General features: G+C 63.2%; 16 protein-coding genes. All 16 read right to left on the reverse strand.

Translation table 11 applies throughout. From position 1 onward, the window contains the following. Positions 1–56: 56 nt before the first annotated feature. The 16 genes from lpxB to CP49_RS16700 all read right to left on the reverse strand — a co-directional run bounded on the left by lpxB (position 57) and on the right by CP49_RS16700 (position 16,306). On the reverse strand, positions 57–1,223 hold the full coding sequence (gene lpxB, locus CP49_RS16625) for a lipid-A-disaccharide synthase (RefSeq protein WP_057851306.1): 1,167 nt from the start codon (positions 1,221–1,223) through the stop codon (positions 57–59). Positions 1,224–1,246: 23 nt separating this feature from the next. Beyond that, a complete protein-coding gene (locus CP49_RS16630; RefSeq protein ID WP_057851307.1) occupies positions 1,247–2,104 on the reverse strand; it encodes an LpxI family protein in 858 nt (285 codons plus the stop codon). A gap of 20 nt (positions 2,105–2,124) precedes the next feature. Beyond that, positions 2,125–2,928: an acyl-ACP--UDP-N-acetylglucosamine O-acyltransferase gene (gene lpxA, locus CP49_RS16635; protein ID WP_057851308.1), complete on the reverse strand. Its 804-nt coding sequence runs from the start codon at positions 2,926–2,928 to the stop codon at positions 2,125–2,127. Positions 2,929–3,053: 125 nt separating this feature from the next. Then, a complete protein-coding gene (locus tag CP49_RS16640; RefSeq protein WP_057851296.1) occupies positions 3,054–3,407 on the reverse strand; it encodes a hypothetical protein in 354 nt (117 codons plus the stop codon). A gap of 148 nt (positions 3,408–3,555) precedes the next feature. After that, a complete protein-coding gene (locus tag CP49_RS16645; protein WP_338060362.1) occupies positions 3,556–4,275 on the reverse strand; it encodes a histidine phosphatase family protein in 720 nt (239 codons plus the stop codon). A gap of 64 nt (positions 4,276–4,339) precedes the next feature. Further along, on the reverse strand, positions 4,340–4,798 hold the full coding sequence (gene fabZ, locus CP49_RS16650) for a 3-hydroxyacyl-ACP dehydratase FabZ (RefSeq protein WP_057851297.1): 459 nt from the start codon (positions 4,796–4,798) through the stop codon (positions 4,340–4,342). Then, the gene (gene lpxD, locus CP49_RS16655; RefSeq protein WP_057851298.1) at positions 4,798–5,865 is read right to left on the reverse strand and encodes a UDP-3-O-(3-hydroxymyristoyl)glucosamine N-acyltransferase; all 1,068 of its coding nucleotides are present in this window, start codon (positions 5,863–5,865) and stop codon (positions 4,798–4,800) included. Before lpxD ends, fabZ begins: the two co-directional genes overlap by 1 nt. Positions 5,866–6,001: 136 nt before the next feature. Beyond that, positions 6,002–8,539 carry an outer membrane protein assembly factor BamA gene (gene bamA / locus CP49_RS16660; RefSeq protein ID WP_057851299.1) on the reverse strand — a complete coding sequence of 846 codons (2,538 nt, stop codon included), beginning with the start codon at positions 8,537–8,539 and terminating at the stop codon, positions 6,002–6,004. Positions 8,540–8,712: 173 nt separating this feature from the next. Then, positions 8,713–9,888, reverse strand: coding sequence for an RIP metalloprotease RseP (gene rseP / locus CP49_RS16665; RefSeq protein WP_057851300.1), 1,176 nt, complete (start codon positions 9,886–9,888; stop codon positions 8,713–8,715). Positions 9,889–9,931: 43 nt separating this feature from the next. After that, positions 9,932–11,155, reverse strand: coding sequence for a 1-deoxy-D-xylulose-5-phosphate reductoisomerase (gene dxr, locus CP49_RS16670; protein ID WP_057851301.1), 1,224 nt, complete (start codon positions 11,153–11,155; stop codon positions 9,932–9,934). A 4-nt stretch (positions 11,156–11,159) separates the two neighbouring features. Beyond that, positions 11,160–12,029 (reverse strand): phosphatidate cytidylyltransferase, encoded by an 870-nt coding sequence (locus CP49_RS16675; protein WP_082646059.1) that lies wholly within the window; start codon positions 12,027–12,029, stop codon positions 11,160–11,162. Next, positions 12,026–12,781, reverse strand: a complete 756-nt coding sequence (locus tag CP49_RS16680; RefSeq protein WP_057851311.1) for an isoprenyl transferase — start codon at positions 12,779–12,781, stop codon at positions 12,026–12,028. The genes CP49_RS16675 and CP49_RS16680 overlap by 4 nt, the downstream gene beginning before the upstream one ends. Positions 12,782–12,823: 42 nt before the next feature. Next, complete coding sequence (gene frr, locus CP49_RS16685) at positions 12,824–13,387, reverse strand: ribosome recycling factor (RefSeq protein ID WP_057851302.1); 564 nt, start codon at positions 13,385–13,387, stop codon at positions 12,824–12,826. A gap of 71 nt (positions 13,388–13,458) precedes the next feature. Beyond that, entirely contained in the window at positions 13,459–14,175 is a 717-nt protein-coding gene (gene pyrH, locus CP49_RS16690) for a UMP kinase (RefSeq protein ID WP_057851303.1), read from the reverse strand. 71 nt (positions 14,176–14,246) lie between these two features. Further along, positions 14,247–15,173, reverse strand: coding sequence for a translation elongation factor Ts (gene tsf, locus CP49_RS16695; RefSeq protein WP_057851304.1), 927 nt, complete (start codon positions 15,171–15,173; stop codon positions 14,247–14,249). 134 nt (positions 15,174–15,307) lie between these two features. Beyond that, positions 15,308–16,306, reverse strand: coding sequence for a 30S ribosomal protein S2 (locus CP49_RS16700; protein ID WP_057851305.1), 999 nt, complete (start codon positions 16,304–16,306; stop codon positions 15,308–15,310). Between the last annotated feature and the right edge of the window lie 374 nt (positions 16,307–16,680).

Raw genomic sequence — 16,680 nt, forward strand, 5'->3', positions numbered from 1 at the left:
GAGCACGGCGTCAGCCTCACCGGCGGTCGGGTGCCGCTTTAATGGTTGCTACGCAGTTACGAAATTCGCCGCGCCTTGTGCATCGTCGCCAGCACGATATCGGCAGCGCGCACGCTCGGCGGCTGGTTGCCTGTCGACATGATCGCATCCAGCGTGGCGAAAGCCTCGAGTTGCTCGCGGCGCAGCGCGGAATCCGACAGCACTTCGCCGAGCGCCTGCGATAATTTTTCAGGCGTGCAGTCCTCCTGAAGGAATTCGGGAATGACCTCCCTGCCGATCACGAGATTGGCGAGGATCACCGAGGACACGCGGATCGCGCGCCTCAGGATGAACGCTTCGATAGCGCCGACCCTATAAGCCGTCACCATCGGCACGCCGGCCAGTGCCAGCTCCAGCGTCACCGTGCCGGATTTGGCGAGCGCCGCGTGGGCGATCCGAAAGGCCGCCCGTTTGTCCTGCTCGCCGATCACGACCTGAGGCTGAACCGGCCAGCCCTTCACCGCGTCGACGACCGCTTCCTGCAGATGCGGCATGGTGGGCAGCATGAGCTCGAATCCCACGCCCTGCTCCTGCAGCCGCGCCACCGCCTGGCCGAACACCGCCATGTGGTGGCGGATTTCGCTGCGCCGGCTTCCCGGCAGCACCAGCAGCACCGGCGGCGATCCCGCCCGCCGCGTGGCTTCATCGGCGTTCGGCCGCAACGACGATAGTTGCTCCGTCAGGGGATGGCCGACATAGGTGCAGGGTGGCCCGTGCAGCCTGCGATAGGCCTCGGGCTCGAACGGCAGCAGCGCCAGCACGTGATCGACATATTTCAGCATCGCGCGCGCCCGGCCGGGCCGCCATGCCCAGACCGAGGGCGATGCATAGTTGACGATCGGAATTTTGGGATCCTTGGCGCGAACGCGCTTCGCCACGCGGTGGGTGAAGTCCGGGCTGTCGATAATGACGAGAACATCCGGCGCCGCTTCCGTCACCGCGATCGCCGTCTCCTTGATCAGCCCGAGGATCTTCGGCAGATCCTTGACGACGGCGGCAAGCCCGATGATCGAGAGCTCCTCGATCGGAAACAGCGACTCCAGGCCTTCGCGCGCCATCGCACGGCCGCCGACGCCTTCGAACCGCACCGCGTCGCCAAGCCGCTGGCGCAGCACTTTCATCAAATTGGCACCGAGGCGATCGCCGGACTCTTCCGTCGCGATCAGAAATACCCTCCGCTCCATCCCGGCGGTCGCGCGAGACGGCGTCACGCTGATAAGCCCTGGACGAACAGGCCGGCTTTGTCCGCGGCCTCGATCATGGCTTGCGAATCCGCGGCAATCGTATGGCCGGCGATCACCGCGATGCCGGCGAGCCCGGCCTTGGCCACACCTTCGATGGTTTTAGGACCGATGGTCGGCAGGTCGAAGCGCAAATCCTGCCCGCTCTTCGGCGCCTTGACCAGCACGCCGCGGCCGGATTTGGCGCGAATGCGCCCTGCCTCGCGCAGCCGCGCCACGCGCGCCAAGAGCCCATCGGTGCCCTCGATATCCTCGACCGCCACCACATGTCCGTCGATCACGACGACGGCCTGCCCGATGTCGAACGGACCGAGCGCGCCAAGCACCTCCCGCCCTTTGGCGATGTCAGCAACGGCGGCAGGATCGGGCGTGGCGCGGGCAGTGTTTCCCTCCGGCATCAGAATGTCGGGAGCGACATCCCTGATGCCCACCATCCGAAAACCGTCCTGTTCGAGGATGCGGCCGATCCCCGACAACAGATGATCGTCACCGCCGCGAAACGCGGCCCAGACGTGGCCGAGGACGCGGATCGTTCCCCAGTCCAGCCTGATTTCCGACAGCGCCGGACGCAGCAGCGTGCCGATGAAGATCAGGTCGCGGCAGCCCTCGCTGCGAAACAGCTTTGTGGCGCGGCCGAGTTGTCCAACCGAGATCCAGTGATGGCGGAAGCGGCCGACGCGCGCCGGATCGCACGCGCCGCGCAGCGCGAACAGCACCGGCGCGATCCCGCGCTGGCTAAGCGAATCCGCCACCGCAAACGGCATCGCGCCGCCGCCTGCGATGACGCCGACGGGCGATGAAATGTCAGAAGCCGCTGAAATCATGGCTGCGGCGGATCCCATCATCACTGCTTGTTGCCGTCGCCGGCGGGAAGACAGAGTGCGCGATGCTTGGCTTGCTCGATGAAGGCGAGGATTTCGGCGATCGCCGGATCCTCTCCGGCCAGGGACTGCACCGCATCCAGCCGCTCGGCAAAGACACCGGGGCCGTGAAACAGTTTTTGGTAGAACGCGCGCACTTTCGCCAGCCGCTCCTTGGTGAACTTGCGGCGCTTCATGCCGATGATGTTCAGCCCCTCGAGAGCAGCATACTGGCCGTTGACGAGGCCGAACGGAATGACGTCGCCGCGCACGCCGCAGACGCCGCCGACCATCACCTGCGGCCCGATCCGCGTGAACTGGTGCACAGCCGACAGCCCGCCGATGAAGACGAAATCGCCGATCTCGCAGTGACCGCCGAGCGTGGCCGACGTCGCGAAAACCACATCGTTGCCGACCTGGCAATCGTGTCCGACATGGCTGCAATTCATGAAGTAGCCGCGCTCGCCGACCCGCGTCACGCCGCCGCCGCCAACCGTTCCGGCATTCATGGTCACGGACTCACGGATGGTGCAGCCCGCGCCGATCTCCAGCCGGGTCAGTTCGCCCTTGTAGCTCAGCGATTGCGGCGGCGTGCCGAGCGAGACGAACGGATAAATCGTGCAGCCGGCCCCGATCGTGGTCTGCGCGGTGACGTGAACATGCGCAATCAGATTGCAGTTGGCGCCGATAACGACGTTGCGGCCGATAATGCAATAAGGACCGATTGTCGTCCCCTCGCCGATCACAGCGCCATCCTCAACCCGCGCGGTTGGATCGATCGTACCCATCACACAGCCCAGCCCATCGATGCACGCGAATATCGCGCGTTTTCCGGTGGTTAGCGCGGCATCCAAATGCTGTCCAGTGACGTATCGTTACGTCATGTTGCGGCACGCTGGTATCAAGAATGTCATCAGGTCATGCTGCCGGGCAAGAAGCAGCGGATCGAAATCCCGTAGGCTCCCTTGATCGGCCAGACCATGGTCCGGCCGGCACGATTTGGCTCGGTGATGACGGCATCGTCGGGCACGTCGATCCATTGACCCTCGAGCCGCACGCGGTAGTGACCGTCCTTGGATTCCCAATCCACGTCGGCGACGGCGGAGCCGTCGGCGTCGGAGCAGCATGGCCCCTTTCCGCTTCTAAGGCTGTCGAACCAGGACTTTAGCGGGGAGTTTGCGTAGCGGCCATCATCGCGGGCCATTGCAACCCCGACGAGAACAGCGGTTGAGGCTATCAGCGCTACGGCGGCTCTGAGAAGTTTCATCCGGCCCGTCTCGGCAACCACAATTTCCCACCGACATACAAACCTGTCGGGAGGCTGAAGTTCCCTCGCGTCCAGCGGATATTATGTGCATTGATCGCAGATCACACGGCCGCCTGCCGCGCAGACACCTGTCCAGGCGAGACCAAATCTAGCTACCAGGCTGCGCGATCCATTCGGTAGGCTGCACCCGCGTAACCAGGACAGCCGACCCCGAAGTGCTGGTCTTGTAGACGAGCGCCTCGCCTTCGCGGATATCTGAAAACTCCTTTCCGAAGGCGTCGGCGACGTTGGTCTTGTGCGTCACCGCCAGATTATTGGCGCCGGCTTTCGGGGGTGCATTGACGAGATCGCGCACGGCGCGTCCAGCCTTGGCATTCTTGCCGTCGGGGTTTGCCATTGCGGATGAGCTGCCTGCACCGCTGTCCGTCAATGCTTCCACCGGAGAGACGTCCTTGCCGCTGAGCAGCTTGCCGGTTTCAACGGCTCGATTGAGCTGGCTCGTGTAGACTTCGCCGATCGGCACACCCAACCTCTTGAGCGCCGCCCCAAGCTCGCGCGCCAGTTCGCGCCCCTTTTCGCTCAGTTGCCGCTGCGCGCTCATGTCGTCGAATTTGAAGGGGTAGACGTCCTTCTGGCTGTCGTCGGTGGCGCCGTGTCGAAACACGATGACGTAGCCACCACCCTTGAGGGACGATACGAGATCGCCCAGATCTGCCGCGTAACTTTGCGGCGGCATCAGCAGAAAAATGACCAAACACGAAATAATAGACGCAAGCTTGCTCAAGGACGCCTCCATTAAAAAAGAAGCGTGGGCCCAAACCAGATTTAATCGGCAAATTTCGTCAAGCGACCTCGGCGTGGGTTCCACTACCAACGATTGAACAAAGATATCAGGAAGACGTCCGTAGTGTGGCCGATAGATTCAGTCAGATTCAATCCGTCAGCATTGCGCCGACGTCGGCCTCCGCGACCACGCTGCCATTCACCTTGGCGTCGCCGTGAAACCACCACATCGCCTTGCGGCGGCCGATCGAGCGCATGTGGTACTCGAGGGTGTCGCCGGGCATCACCGGCTTGCGGAATTTGCATTTGTCGATGGTGAGGAAATAGACCGCGCGCGGCTTCTCGGTGCCCTCGACCGACTTGATGCCGATGACGCCGGCGGTCTGCGCCATGGCCTCGATCATCATGACGCCGGGATAGACCGGACGCTCGGGAAAATGGCCGAGAAACGGCGGCTCGTTGAACGTGACGTTCTTGATTCCGATGCCGCTGTAATCGGTCCGGATCTTGATCACCCGGTCGATCAGCAGCATCGGATAGCGGTGCGGAAGCGTCTTGAGAATCTCGTTGATGTCGACGAGCTCAAACCTGACCGGTGATTCCTCCATTACTCCCGCCTCTCACCTTTTGGATCGGCGGTGCCACCCTGCACCAGTCGCTCCACCGCAATAATCTCCTTGAACCACTGCTTGGTGGGTTTGGCAAAAAAGCCACCCCAGCGGCCGTTGGGCGGAATGTCATCCTTGACCCCGCTCATCGCCGTTACCTGGGCGCCGTCGCCGATCTTGAGGTGGTTGTTGATGCCCACCTTCGCCCCCAGCGCGACGTTGTCACCGATCGTCAGGCTGCCCGCGAGCCCGATCTGGGCCGCGAGCAGACAGTGCCTGCCGATGGTCACATTGTGGCCGATCTGGACCTGATTGTCGATTTTGGTGCCCTCGCCGATCACGGTATCCCGCAGGCTGCCGCGGTCGATGGTGGTGCCGGCGCCGACCTCGACATCGTTCTGGATCAGGACCCGGCCGGTCTGGGGCACTTTGAGGTGGCCTTCAGGACCGAAGAAGATGAAGCCATAGCCGTCTTGGCCGATACTGCAGGCTGGATGAATCAGGACGTTGTTGCCGATCAGGGCGAACTGGATCGCGGTGCGCGCGCCGACATTGCAGTCCCGGCCGATCTTGACGTCGGCGCCGATCACCGCGCCCGCGCCGATCACGGTCCCGGCGCCGATCTCGACCCTGGGTCCGATCACCGCGAGCGGATCGACGATGACGCCGTCCTCCAGATGAGCCGACGGGTCGATAATCGCGGATGGCGCGATGCCATCATTGTCGAACCATGATTGCGGACGAAGCGCGTCCGCATGCCACTCGCGCGCCAGCTTGACGAAGGCGCGGAACGGCTGCGTGGCCCGCAGCACCGCCACATGGGCAGGCACCTGGGCCTCGAAACGCGGGCTGACCAGGCAGGCGCCGGCCTTGGTCGCCTTGAGCTGATCGGCGTATTTGAGGTTGTCGAAGAACGCCAGATGCATGGGGCCGGCTTCGTCGAGCGAAGCGAGACCCCTGATCACATGGTCGCCGCGAGCGGGGTCGACCAATACCGCTCCCGTCAACGTGGCCAGCTCGGCCAGCGTCGAGGAAGGGGGTTGCTTGAAAAATATCGGCTGCGCCATTCCACCCGTCGCAGTCCGGCGACCTTCGCACCAGAGCGCCGGCTCCGACGACACGGAGCCGACCCTCTCCTTGTTTCTCTTGTTTCCAAGACGTTCTCGCTACGCGGACCTTACGTCCGTTTCGCTTCAAGACACCTTAGAACGATGTGCCGCCGCCAAACTTGAATTCCTGCACGCGGTCAAACTGACCCTTCGTAAGCGGAACCGCATAGTCGAAGCGCAGCGGACCGAACGGCGAGGCCCAGATGATGCCGACACCGACCGAGGTGCGGACCACATTGCCGTTGTCAAACTGCAATCCCAAACAGGTTCCGGGAGAGGCCGCAGTCGTTGCCGACGCCTGGGTCGGCGGGACGCAGCCAGGCACGTTGACTTCCCCCGTCTGCGCCCACGACGTCGGTCCCTTGTAGTCGAACAGTCCGCCGGCATCGGCATAGACCGAACCCTTAAGTCCGACTTCCTTCGGCAGGAACCAGAACGGCATCTGCAATTCGAACGAAGCACCCCAATACTTCGTGCCGCCGAGCGCGTCACGCGTGCCGAACGGGTTGATGTCGCGGGGACCGATGCCGTTCGGCGCAAAACCGCGAACCAGGTTCGGGCCCATCTGGAAGTGATCGAGCATGCGCAGGTCGCTACCGCCGAACTGGTTGAGAATACCACCCTGGAGGTGGATCAGGCCGACGATATCAGCGACCAGCGGGGTGTAGTACTTCGCGTCGACCGCCGACTTGATGTACTTCACGTCACCGCCGACACCGGCGAAGTCCTGCTTCCAGTCGATCAGCAAGCCGTCGGTCGGATTCTTGTTGTTGTCCAGCGTGTTGTAGTTCAGCGAATAGCCGATTGATGAGGTCAGCGCCTTGCCGCTCTCCAGTTCCCTGCGAACCGGCAGCGAAGCTTCGCCGTCGAAATAGCAGCCGAGACCATTGGTTGAAGTCAGATCGATCCCCAGCCCCGGATTCGCCGCCACAAAGGCCGGGGTCGGATTAAAGGCGAGCAACGAGTTCGCCGGATTGTTATTACAGTTCGCGAGCTGGCTCGGCAGCGAGATTTCCTGCTGATAGATCGAGTAGCGGAGCTGCAATGCGAGATCTTCCCGCAAGGTGAAGCCGAGCCGCGGGCTGAAGCCCATCGTCTTGGTGCCATAGGAAATATAGCTGTTGGCGAGCTGTTCGCGATAGAACAGATCGAGGCCGAGCGCGACGCGGTAGTCGAACAAATAGGGTTCGACGAACGAAAGCGAACCGCCGCGCGCGTACTGGCCGTAAGTCACGGCTGCCTTTGCATACAGGCCCCGACCCAGGAAGTTGCGCTCGGAAATGCTGACTTCAGCCAACGCGCCGTCCGAGGTCGAATAGCCGCCCGACACCGAGAAGTCGCCGGTCGACTTCTCTTCGAGATCGACGACCAGGATCACGCGATCGGTCGACGAGCCGGGCTCGGTCAGGATCTTCACGCTCTTGAAGAAGTCGAGGTTCTTCAGCCGGCGTTCGGCGCGATCGACCAGCGCGCGGTTGTAGGCGTCGCCTTCGGACAGGTCGAACTCGCGGCGGATCACGTAGTCGCGGGTGCGGGTGTTGCCACGCACGTTGATGCGCTCGATATAGGTTCGAGGGCCCTCATCGACGGCGAACACGATCGAAACGGTGTGCTGTTCGAAATTGCGATCGCCGCGCGGACGCACCACTGCGAAGGCATAGCCGCGGCGCGAGGCCTCGATCTGCATCTCCTCGACCGATTTCTCAAGCGCCTCGGCATTGTAGACCGAGCCGACGCTGACGCGCGAGAAGCTGCGCATCGAGGCGGCATCGAGGGTTGGAATGGAGGTCTGGAAGTCGACGGAGGCAACGCGATATTGCTGCCCCTCCTCGATCTTGAAGGTGACGAGGAAGCCCTTCCTGTCGGGGTCATACTCGGTCAGCGCGGCCACGACCTGCACGTCGGCATAGCCGTTCTTCAGATAGAAACGGCGAATCAGGTCGCGGTCGGCCTCGACCCGGTCGGGATCGTAGACGTCGGCGCCGCCGAGGAAGCTCAAGAGGTTGGATTCGCGTGTCTTGATAACGTCCTTCAGGCGATAGGACGAATAGGCAACGTTGCCGACGAACTCGATCGACTTGACGCCGGTCTTGGTGCCTTCGGTGATCGTGAAGATCAGATCGACGCGGTTGTTCGGCTGTTCGATGACTTCCGGGGTGACGCGCACGTCATAGCGGCCCGAGCGCCGGTAAATTTCGGCGATCCGCTGGGCGTCTGACTGGACCATCGGGCGCGAGAACGTGCCGCGCGGCTTGGACTGGATCTCAGCGGAAAGCTGCTCGTCCTTGACCTTCTTGTTGCCCTCGAAGGCGATGCGCCCGATCACGGCGTTTTCGACCACGGTCACGACGAGCCGACCGCCCACCTGGTTGATTCGCACGTCCTGGAACAGGCCGGTCTCGATCAGCGCCTTCAGGCCGTCGTCGATCTGGGCCTGCCCGAGGCGACCGCCGGGGCCCGGCTTGAAATAGGAACGGATGGTCTCGACCTCGACACGCCGGTTCCCTTCAACGGTGATCGACGCCACCGTCTGGGCCGAAGCCGGCACAGACACCAGCGCGCCCCCCATCGGCGCGGCCACCATGATCAGAGCGGCCAGCAGACCCCCCCGCACTCGCATTCCCAACATCATGCGCAACGCGCCCTCGTCATTGCACTGCCGGCTCGTACCCCTACGAACCGGCAGAATCCCAAAGTTGCATTGCTTGTAGCCAATTTCGACAGGGCGGCAAACCAGACATCGCGATGCGATTCCATTTTCATTCCAAGACGTTGCCAATGGGCAACGTCACAAAAAAGCCGCTTCTACGATCTCCCGAACAGCCCCTTCAGCCATGGCACCTGATGGAAGTCGTTATAGAAGGCGAACACCATCAGCATCAGCACCAACACCAACCCCACACGGAACCCGTATTCCTGGGACTTTTCTGACAAAGGCCGCCCCCGGAGCACCTCAGCCGCGTAGAACATAAGGTGGCCGCCATCGAGCAAGGGCACCGGGAACAGGTTCAGCAGCCCGATCGAAATGGACAGCACCGCCGCCAGATGAAGCAGCGGAATAATCCCCAGCGTGGCGACCTGACCGGAAATCTGCGCAATCCGAATCGGTCCGCCGATCTGATCGGCGCTGGCCCGGCCGGTAAAGATGTTCCCGATATAGGCGAGCGTTTGCTCGATGACGAACCAGGTTTCCTTGATTCCCAGCCAAAGTGCTGTCGCCGGATCGACCTTCTCGGTGGTGACTTCGCCCGGCGTTGTCGCGCGGGTAATGCCGAGAATCCCGAGCCGTTGCGTGTTCCCGAAGGGATCCTTCACTTCGCGCAGTTCCGGCGTACCCTTCAATTGCAGCGTGGAATCACCGCGCTTGACGGTGAAGGTCATGGTCTCGCCGGCGCGGACGCTGACGAATCGCTGCATGTCGGAGAAGCTGCCGATCTTCTTGCCGTCGATGGCGGTGACGATGTCCCCGGCCTGAAAGCCCGCCCGCTCGGCGGCGCTGCTGGCTTCGATCTTGTCGACGCGCGCCGTCGTGCTCGGCTTGCCGAAGAAGGTGAAGAGACAGGTGAAGATAACGATCGCCAAAACGAAATTCGCGATCGGACCGGCGGCAACGATGGCCGCGCGGGCGCCGACTTTCTTGTGATGGAAACTGCCCGCCCGCTCCTCCTCGGTCATGCCGGCGAGCGTTTCGGCCGAGGCCGGCGTCGAGGCTTCGGATTCGTCGCCAAAGAACTTCACATAGCCGCCGAGCGGGATCGCGGAGATCTTCCAGCGCGTGCCATGGCGGTCGTTGAAGCCGGCGAGTTCCGGCCCGAAACCGAGCGAGAACGTCAACACCTTCACGCCCGCCCATCGGGCGACCAGGAAGTGGCCGAGTTCATGGAAGAACACGACGATGGTCAGGACGAACAAAAAGGGAATGATGTAGCCGATGAGCCCATGGCCCAACGTATTGAAACTATTTAGAAAAAACTCTGACATCAGGTTCCCCTCGACAAGAGCCAACGGCTCCGTCCCCGACCCTCTACGATGCCTTTAAGGCAATTTGAGGCAATAGGGAGGCGGCTCTATTTCGCGCGTTATAGTCAACGGAAATCGCGTCGTCGGCCGAGCTCAAAGGCGCTAGGTTCCCGGCACGAATCCAGTCGTTCATGGTGGCTTCGACGAGGTGCGCGATCGACCCGAACTTGATCTTTCCGGCGATGAACGCGGCCACCGCCACCTCATTGGCAGCATTGAATACCGTGGTCGCACCACGGCCCGTACGTAACGCCTCGTAGGCCAACCGCAAGCCCGGGAACCGCTCAAAATCCGGCGCCTCGAAGGTTAGCTGTCCGATTTTTGCGAGATCCAGCCTGGCCGACGGGCCAACGATTCGATCGGGCCATCCAAGGCAGTGCGCGATCGGGATGCGCATGTCGGGTGCGCCGAGCTGCGCAACAACGGAGCGATCGGAGAATTCGACCATGCCGTGGATGATCGACTGCGGATGCACGAGAACGTCGATCTCGTCGGCGCTCAGCGCGAAGAGATAGGAGGCTTCGATGACTTCGAGGCCCTTGTTCATCATCGACGCCGAATCGATGGTGATCTTCTGGCCCATGCTCCAGTTCGGATGCTTCAAGGCCTGCTCCAGCGTCGCCTGCTCGATGTCGGCCGGCGCCCAGGTGCGGAACGGCCCGCCGGAGGCGGTGATGATCACGCGCACCAACTCCTCGCGATTGCCCGAAGAGAGCGCCTGAAACAGCGCGTTGTGTTCGGAATCCGCCGGGAGGATGCAGGCGCCCGCCTTCGCCGCGCGCTGCATGAAGAAATCGCCGGCACAGACCAGGCATTCCTTGTTGGCGAGCGCGACGGCCGCACCGCGATCGACCGCGGCCAATGCGGGCTTCAATCCGGCCGCACCGCTCACCGCCGCCATCACCCAGTCGGCGGGACGCGCAGCAGCTTCGATGATTGCGCTTTCGCCGGCGCCGCATTCGATGCCGGTGCCTGCGAGGGCGTCCTTCAGTTCGCCAAGGCGCGCCGGGTCGGCAATCGCGGCGAATCGTGCGCCGAATTCTATCGCGAGCCTGGCCAGCGCTTCGACATTGGAATTCGCGGTCAGCGCCTCGACCTCATAGCGGTCGCGCGCGCCGCGCAGCAAATCCATGGTGCTGTCGCCGATAGAACCGGTGGCACCCAGCACCGTGACCGTGCGCGCGGCTGCCGCCACGGCCTTGTTGTTACGCAATGGAACTGCGCTCATCGTTTCACCAAACCATAAGACCGCGGCCGACGCCATCGGCGCCACCCCGCAAAAGGCCGAAAAGTGCCGCCACGACGACAGCAGCGACAAACCCGTCCAGGCGATCCATTAGCCCGCCATGGCCGGGAATGATGTGACTTGAGTCCTTTACGCCAAAACGCCGCTTCACGGCGGATTCTAGGAGGTCGCCGAGCTGTGAGACGACCGAAAGCGCCGCCGAAAGCATCAATAGCGGCCCGATTCTGCCTAGATCGAACGCGGCAAATCCGACCGCTACAGCCAGGCTGACGGCAAGTCCGCCGGCGGCGCCTGCCCAGGTCTTTTTCGGGCTGACGCGCGGCCATAGTTTCGGCCCGCCAATGCCGCGGCCCGCGAAATAGCCGCCGCTATCGGTCGCCCATACGATCAGCAGCACGAACATCAACGCGGCGAATCCCTTTACGGGATCGAGACGCACCAGCACCGAGGCAATCTCGGCCGCCGCCGCGTACAAAAATCCTGCCGCCGCCCAGTTGCGCCGCTCCGGCGCGATCGACACCACCGCGACGAAGCCGACGCCGAGCACGATCAGCGCGGCATCGAGGCGGCCAATCGCAAAACAGAGCCCGGCGACCGCAAGCGCGACCACACCCGGCACCGTCACGCGAACCGCGCCGGCGAGACCCACGATCGCGAGCCATTCCACGAAGAGGCCGATGGCAGCCAGCGTTACCAGCGCGACCCAGAACCAACCGCCCGCATAGGCGATCGCGACCGCAAGCGGTATCAGCACGGCGGCTGCGGCGATGCGCATCACGAGATTGCGCGAATCAGATTCGCGAATTCGCGAATCGGGCGCGTTTGCTGCCGCCGGTGCGGCCTCGCGCTCGGTCACGACCCGGTTTTCGCGGCCAGACCGCCGAAACGGCGTTCCCGTCTGGCGTATTCGGCAATGGCGCTTTCGAGCGCGGCCTTGTCGAAATCCGGCCAGTGGATCGGCACAAACACGAGCTCGCTATAGGCCGCCTGCCACATCAGGAAGTTCGACAGCCGCAGTTCGCCGCTGGTGCGGATGATCAAGTCTGGATCGGGAATGTCAGGCGCATCGAGATAGCGGCCGAGCGTATCGGCGTCGATCGATGCCGGATCGCGCTTGCCCTCCGCCACTTCGCGCGCCAGCCGCTGGGCGGCGCCGGCGATTTCCTGGCGCGATCCGTAGTTGAACGCGACCACGAGATTGAGCTTGGTGTTGGCCTTGGTCAGTTCCTCGGCCTCGTTCAGCAGCGTGCAGATATCGGGCTCCAACCCTTCCCGTTCGCCGATCACGCGCACGCGCACGCCATCGCTATGCAGCGTCGCCAGATCGTTGCGGATGAAGCGGCGGAGCAGGCCGAAGAGGTCGCCGATCTCGGTCGCCGGCCGCGACCAGTTCTCGGAGCTGAACGAAAAGATCGTCAGATAGAGCACGCCGAGTTCATGGGCGGCGCGAACGACGCGACGCAGCGCATCGACACCGCGGCGATGGCCTTCGGCACGCGGCAAGCCGCGCGCTGCCGCCCAGCGCCCGTTTCCGTCCATGATGATCGCCACATGCAACGGGACGGATCGGTCAGATCCTTCCGTGGCGGGGGCGGCGGCGTTTGGCATCATCTAAATTCCAGGACCAGTCTCAACTCTAGAGCGTTGCTGTCAAACGGTGAGGATTTCCTTTTCCTTCGCCGCAAGCAACTGATCGATTTCCGCAATCGTTCCGTCGGTCGCCTTTTGCACCTCGTTGGCGAGCCGCTCCTGATCGTCTTCGGAAATCTCGTGATTCTTCTCGAGCTTCTTGACGATATCCAGGCCGTCGCGACGGACGTGGCGGACCGCAACCTTGGCAGCTTCGGCGTATTTATGCGCGACTTTCACCAGTTCCTTGCGCCGCTCCTCGTTGAGCTCGGGAATCCGCAGGCGCAGCACCTGCCCTTCGGTCGCCGGCGAGAGGCCGAGATTGGAATCGACGATCGCCTTCTCGACGGCTTTCACCATGGACTTGTCCCACACCTGAACAGAGAGCAGGCGCGGTTCGGGCACGCTGATGGTCGCGACCTGATTGAGCGGCATGTGTGAGCCGTAAGCCTCGACCTGCACCGGCTCCAGCATGGACGCCGCCGCCCGGCCGGTCCGCAAGCCGCCCAATTCGTGCTTGAGCGAATGGGTGGCGCCTTGCATGCGGCGCTTCAATTCATTGATGTCAAAACCGGGCGTGGGCATAACGCTCTCCCCTCCTTGGAAACCAGCCGCCGGCATCCTTAAAGCCCGCGGTTCGAAGCAGCACTGACGTGTCAGCCGGCAACCACCGTGCCGTGGCCGGTCCCGCGCAGGATCGCGCCGATCGAACCCGGCTCGGCGATCGAGAATACGATGATAGGCAGTGACGTCTCGCGGGCAAGCGCGAATGCGGTCGCATCCATCACCTTGTAGTCGCCGGCGATCGCCTGCGAATGCGTCAGACGATCGAAGCGCTTGGCCGACGAGTCCTTTTTGGGGTCGGCGCTGTAAACGCCGTCGACATTGGTGGCTTTGAGCACCGCCTGCGCCCCGATCTCGGCCGCCCGTAGCACGGCGGTGGTGTCGGTGGTGAAGAACGGATTGCCGGTTCCACCGCCAAGCAGGACGATTCGTCCCTCGGAAAGGTATTTGTGCGCCGCACTGCGGGTGAACAGCTCGGAAATCTCGGGCATCACGAACGCCGACAAGGTCCGCGCCGGCGCGCCCTTGCGTTCGATGGCAGCCTCCAGGGCCAGGCAGTTCATCATGGTAGCGAGCATGCCCATGGTATCGCCGGTCGGGCGGGAAACGCCGCGCGAGGAGACTTCCACGCCGCGCACGATGTTGCCGCCGCCGATCACGACGGCCACCTCGACGCCGAGCTTTTTCGCGGCGATCAGGTCGTCGGCGATACGGTCGATAGTGGGCTGGTCGATGCCGAAAAAGTGGCTGCCTGCGAGATACTCGCCCGAGAGCTTGATCACGACGCGACGATAGACCGGCTCAGCCATTGCTTATCGCTTCCTTGTCCCGCGCAGGTGACTTCCGGCGCGCTGGCGCCGGAAGATTGTGACCGCAGCGGTTACTTCTTGCCGCTGGCCGCCGCGACCTCGGCCGCGAAATCGGATTCCTGCTTTTCGATTCCCTCGCCGAGAGCATAGCGCACAAATCCAGCGATCTTCACAGGCGCACCGACCTTGCCTTCGGCTTCCTTCACCGCCTGCGCGACCGACTTGCCCTTCTCGTCATGGATGAACGCCTGCTCCAGCAGGCAGACTTCCTTGTAATAGGTCTTCAGACCGGACTCGACGATCTTCTCGATCACGTTTTCCGGCTTGCCCTGCTGGCGGTACTTGTCGGCCAGCACGTCCTTTTCGCGCTTGACGGTTTCCGGATCGAGCCCGCTCGGATCCAGCGCCTGCGGATTGGTCGCGGCCACGTGCATGGCAAGCTGACGGCCGAGATGAGCGAGCTCATCGGCCTTGCCCGACGATTCGAGCGCCACCAGCACGCCCATCTTGCCGGCGCCGTCGATGACAGCACCATGGACATAGCTCGACACCACGCCCTTTTCGACTTCCAGCGAAGCCGCACGGCGCAGCGACATGTTCTCGCCGATGGTCGCGATCGCGTCCGAAATCGCGGTCTCGACCGTGACGTCGCCGACCTTGGCCGCCTTGATCTTCTCGACGTCGGCGCCGTTGTGGAGCGCGACCTGGGCGATCATCTTGACGAGGCCCTGGAACTGCTCGTTGCGCGCCACGAAATCGGTCTCGGAGTTGACCTCGACCACGACGCCCTTGGCGCCCGAGGTCACCGCACCGATCAGGCCTTCGGCCGCGACACGGCCGGCCTTCTTGGCGGCCTTGGACAGCCCCTTCTTGCGCAGCCAATCCTGGGCGGCCTGCATGTCGCCGGAGGTTTCGGTGAGGGCCGCCTTGCAGTCCATCATGCCCGCGCCGGTCGACTCGCGCAGTTCCTTGACCATTGCCGCAGAGATCGTTGCCATCGTCGAATATCCTTCTTGCCTGTTAGCCGCAGGCGCGGCACGCGCTTTGCACCGTGCCGTCGTCAGCTACAGGGAATGCTCAGTCTTGAGGAACGAAACCGGTGGCCGGAAAAGCCGGCCACGCGGCGTACCAATTATTCCGCTTCCGCGGTCAGCGTCTTGGCCTGGGCAACCCACGCATCGGCGCGGCTCGGAAGACCAACCTCTTCACCGATCTTGTGCGCGGTATCGTGGTCGAGCTCGGCGAGCTGCCAGTAGTGGAAGATGCCGAGGTCGTTGAGCTTCTTCTCGATCGTACCCGACACGCCGGTGAGCTTCTTGAGGTTGTCGGCGGTGCCGCGCGGACCGGCCAGACCCTGGAAGCCGGTCGGCTGCGGAGCCGTCACGACTTCCTCGCGAGCCGGCTGAACCGCGGCGCCGATATCAATGCCGGAATCGCCCTGCGCGCGCGAAATGCCGTCGATGGCGGCGCGGGCGACCAGGTCGCAATACAGCGAAATGGCGCGGCCTGCGTCGTCATTACCCGGCACCACAAAGGTGATGCCCTTGGGATCGGAATTGGTATCGACGATCGCGGCGACGGGAATGTTGAGCCGCTGCGCTTCCTGGATCGCGATGTCTTCCTTGTTGGTGTCGATCACGAAGATCATGTCGGGAAGACCGCCCATGTCCTTGATGCCGCCAAGCGAACGGTCGAGCTTGTCGCGCTCGCGCTGCAGCGTCAGCCGCTCCTTCTTGGTATAAGCACTGGCATCGCCGGAGTTGAGCACCTCATCGAGGTGACGCAGGCGCTTGATCGAGCCCGAGATCGTCTTCCAGTTGGTCAGCGTGCCGCCGAGCCAGCGCGAATTGACGAAATACTGCGCCGACCGCTTGGCCGCATCGGCAACGCCGTCCTGCGCCTGGCGCTTGGTGCCGACGAACAGGATACGGCCGCCCTTGGCGACGGTGTCAGATACCGCCTGCAGCGCGCGATGCAGCATCGGCACGGTCTGGGCGAGATCGATGATGTGGATGTTGTTGCGGGCGCCGAAGATGTAATCCGCCATCTTCGGATTCCAGCGGTGCGATTGGTGACCAAAGTGCACGCCAGCTTCGAGGAGCTGACGCATAGAAAAATCGGGTAGCGCCATAGTGATAGTTCTCCGGTTGGTTCCTCCGGAAACGTGTGAGCAAACGAGCCTGACTGGCCCGGCTGCCACCGGACGGCCTTTGAGAGCCATGTTTCCGTGTGAGATGGCGCGCTATATAGCCGGATTCCAGCCAGAAGCAAGGAAATACGGCCGGATGTTCGGTCTTCCAGCCCCGCGATTTGGGGGCCCTTCGGGCCAGATCCGAGGATCTGGCCCGTTAACAGTTAGCATCGGGCACCCGGTGGACACACCCTGCCCGCCGCCGCAGGCGCCGGACGCGCTGCAGGCGGTGGGGCAGCCATCCGGGGCGGCGGAGCAGGTGGTGCGGCCATCCTTGGTGGAGGCGACGGCGCGGCCATGCGCGGAGGCGCCGG

The organism is Bradyrhizobium valentinum, assembly GCF_001440405.1.
Classification (GTDB): domain Bacteria; phylum Pseudomonadota; class Alphaproteobacteria; order Rhizobiales; family Xanthobacteraceae; genus Bradyrhizobium; species Bradyrhizobium valentinum.

Coding starts and splice junctions, on each gene's coding strand:
- lpxB (WP_057851306.1), bottom strand. CDS start 1,223: ATGGAGCGGAGGGTATTTCTGATCGCGACGGAAGAGTCCGGCGATCGC.
- CP49_RS16630 (WP_057851307.1), bottom strand. CDS start 2,104: ATGATTTCAGCGGCTTCTGACATTTCATCGCCCGTCGGCGTCATCGCA.
- lpxA (WP_057851308.1), bottom strand. CDS start 2,928: ATGGGTACGATCGATCCAACCGCGCGGGTTGAGGATGGCGCTGTGATC.
- CP49_RS16640 (WP_057851296.1), bottom strand. CDS start 3,407: ATGAAACTTCTCAGAGCCGCCGTAGCGCTGATAGCCTCAACCGCTGTT.
- fabZ (WP_057851297.1), bottom strand. CDS start 4,798: ATGGAGGAATCACCGGTCAGGTTTGAGCTCGTCGACATCAACGAGATT.
- lpxD (WP_057851298.1), bottom strand. CDS start 5,865: ATGGCGCAGCCGATATTTTTCAAGCAACCCCCTTCCTCGACGCTGGCC.
- bamA (WP_057851299.1), bottom strand. CDS start 8,539: ATGATGTTGGGAATGCGAGTGCGGGGGGGTCTGCTGGCCGCTCTGATC.
- rseP (WP_057851300.1), bottom strand. CDS start 9,888: ATGTCAGAGTTTTTTCTAAATAGTTTCAATACGTTGGGCCATGGGCTC.
- dxr (WP_057851301.1), bottom strand. CDS start 11,155: ATGAGCGCAGTTCCATTGCGTAACAACAAGGCCGTGGCGGCAGCCGCG.
- CP49_RS16680 (WP_057851311.1), bottom strand. CDS start 12,781: ATGCCAAACGCCGCCGCCCCCGCCACGGAAGGATCTGACCGATCCGTC.
- frr (WP_057851302.1), bottom strand. CDS start 13,387: ATGCCCACGCCCGGTTTTGACATCAATGAATTGAAGCGCCGCATGCAA.
- pyrH (WP_057851303.1), bottom strand. CDS start 14,175: ATGGCTGAGCCGGTCTATCGTCGCGTCGTGATCAAGCTCTCGGGCGAG.
- tsf (WP_057851304.1), bottom strand. CDS start 15,173: ATGGCAACGATCTCTGCGGCAATGGTCAAGGAACTGCGCGAGTCGACC.
- CP49_RS16700 (WP_057851305.1), bottom strand. CDS start 16,306: ATGGCGCTACCCGATTTTTCTATGCGTCAGCTCCTCGAAGCTGGCGTG.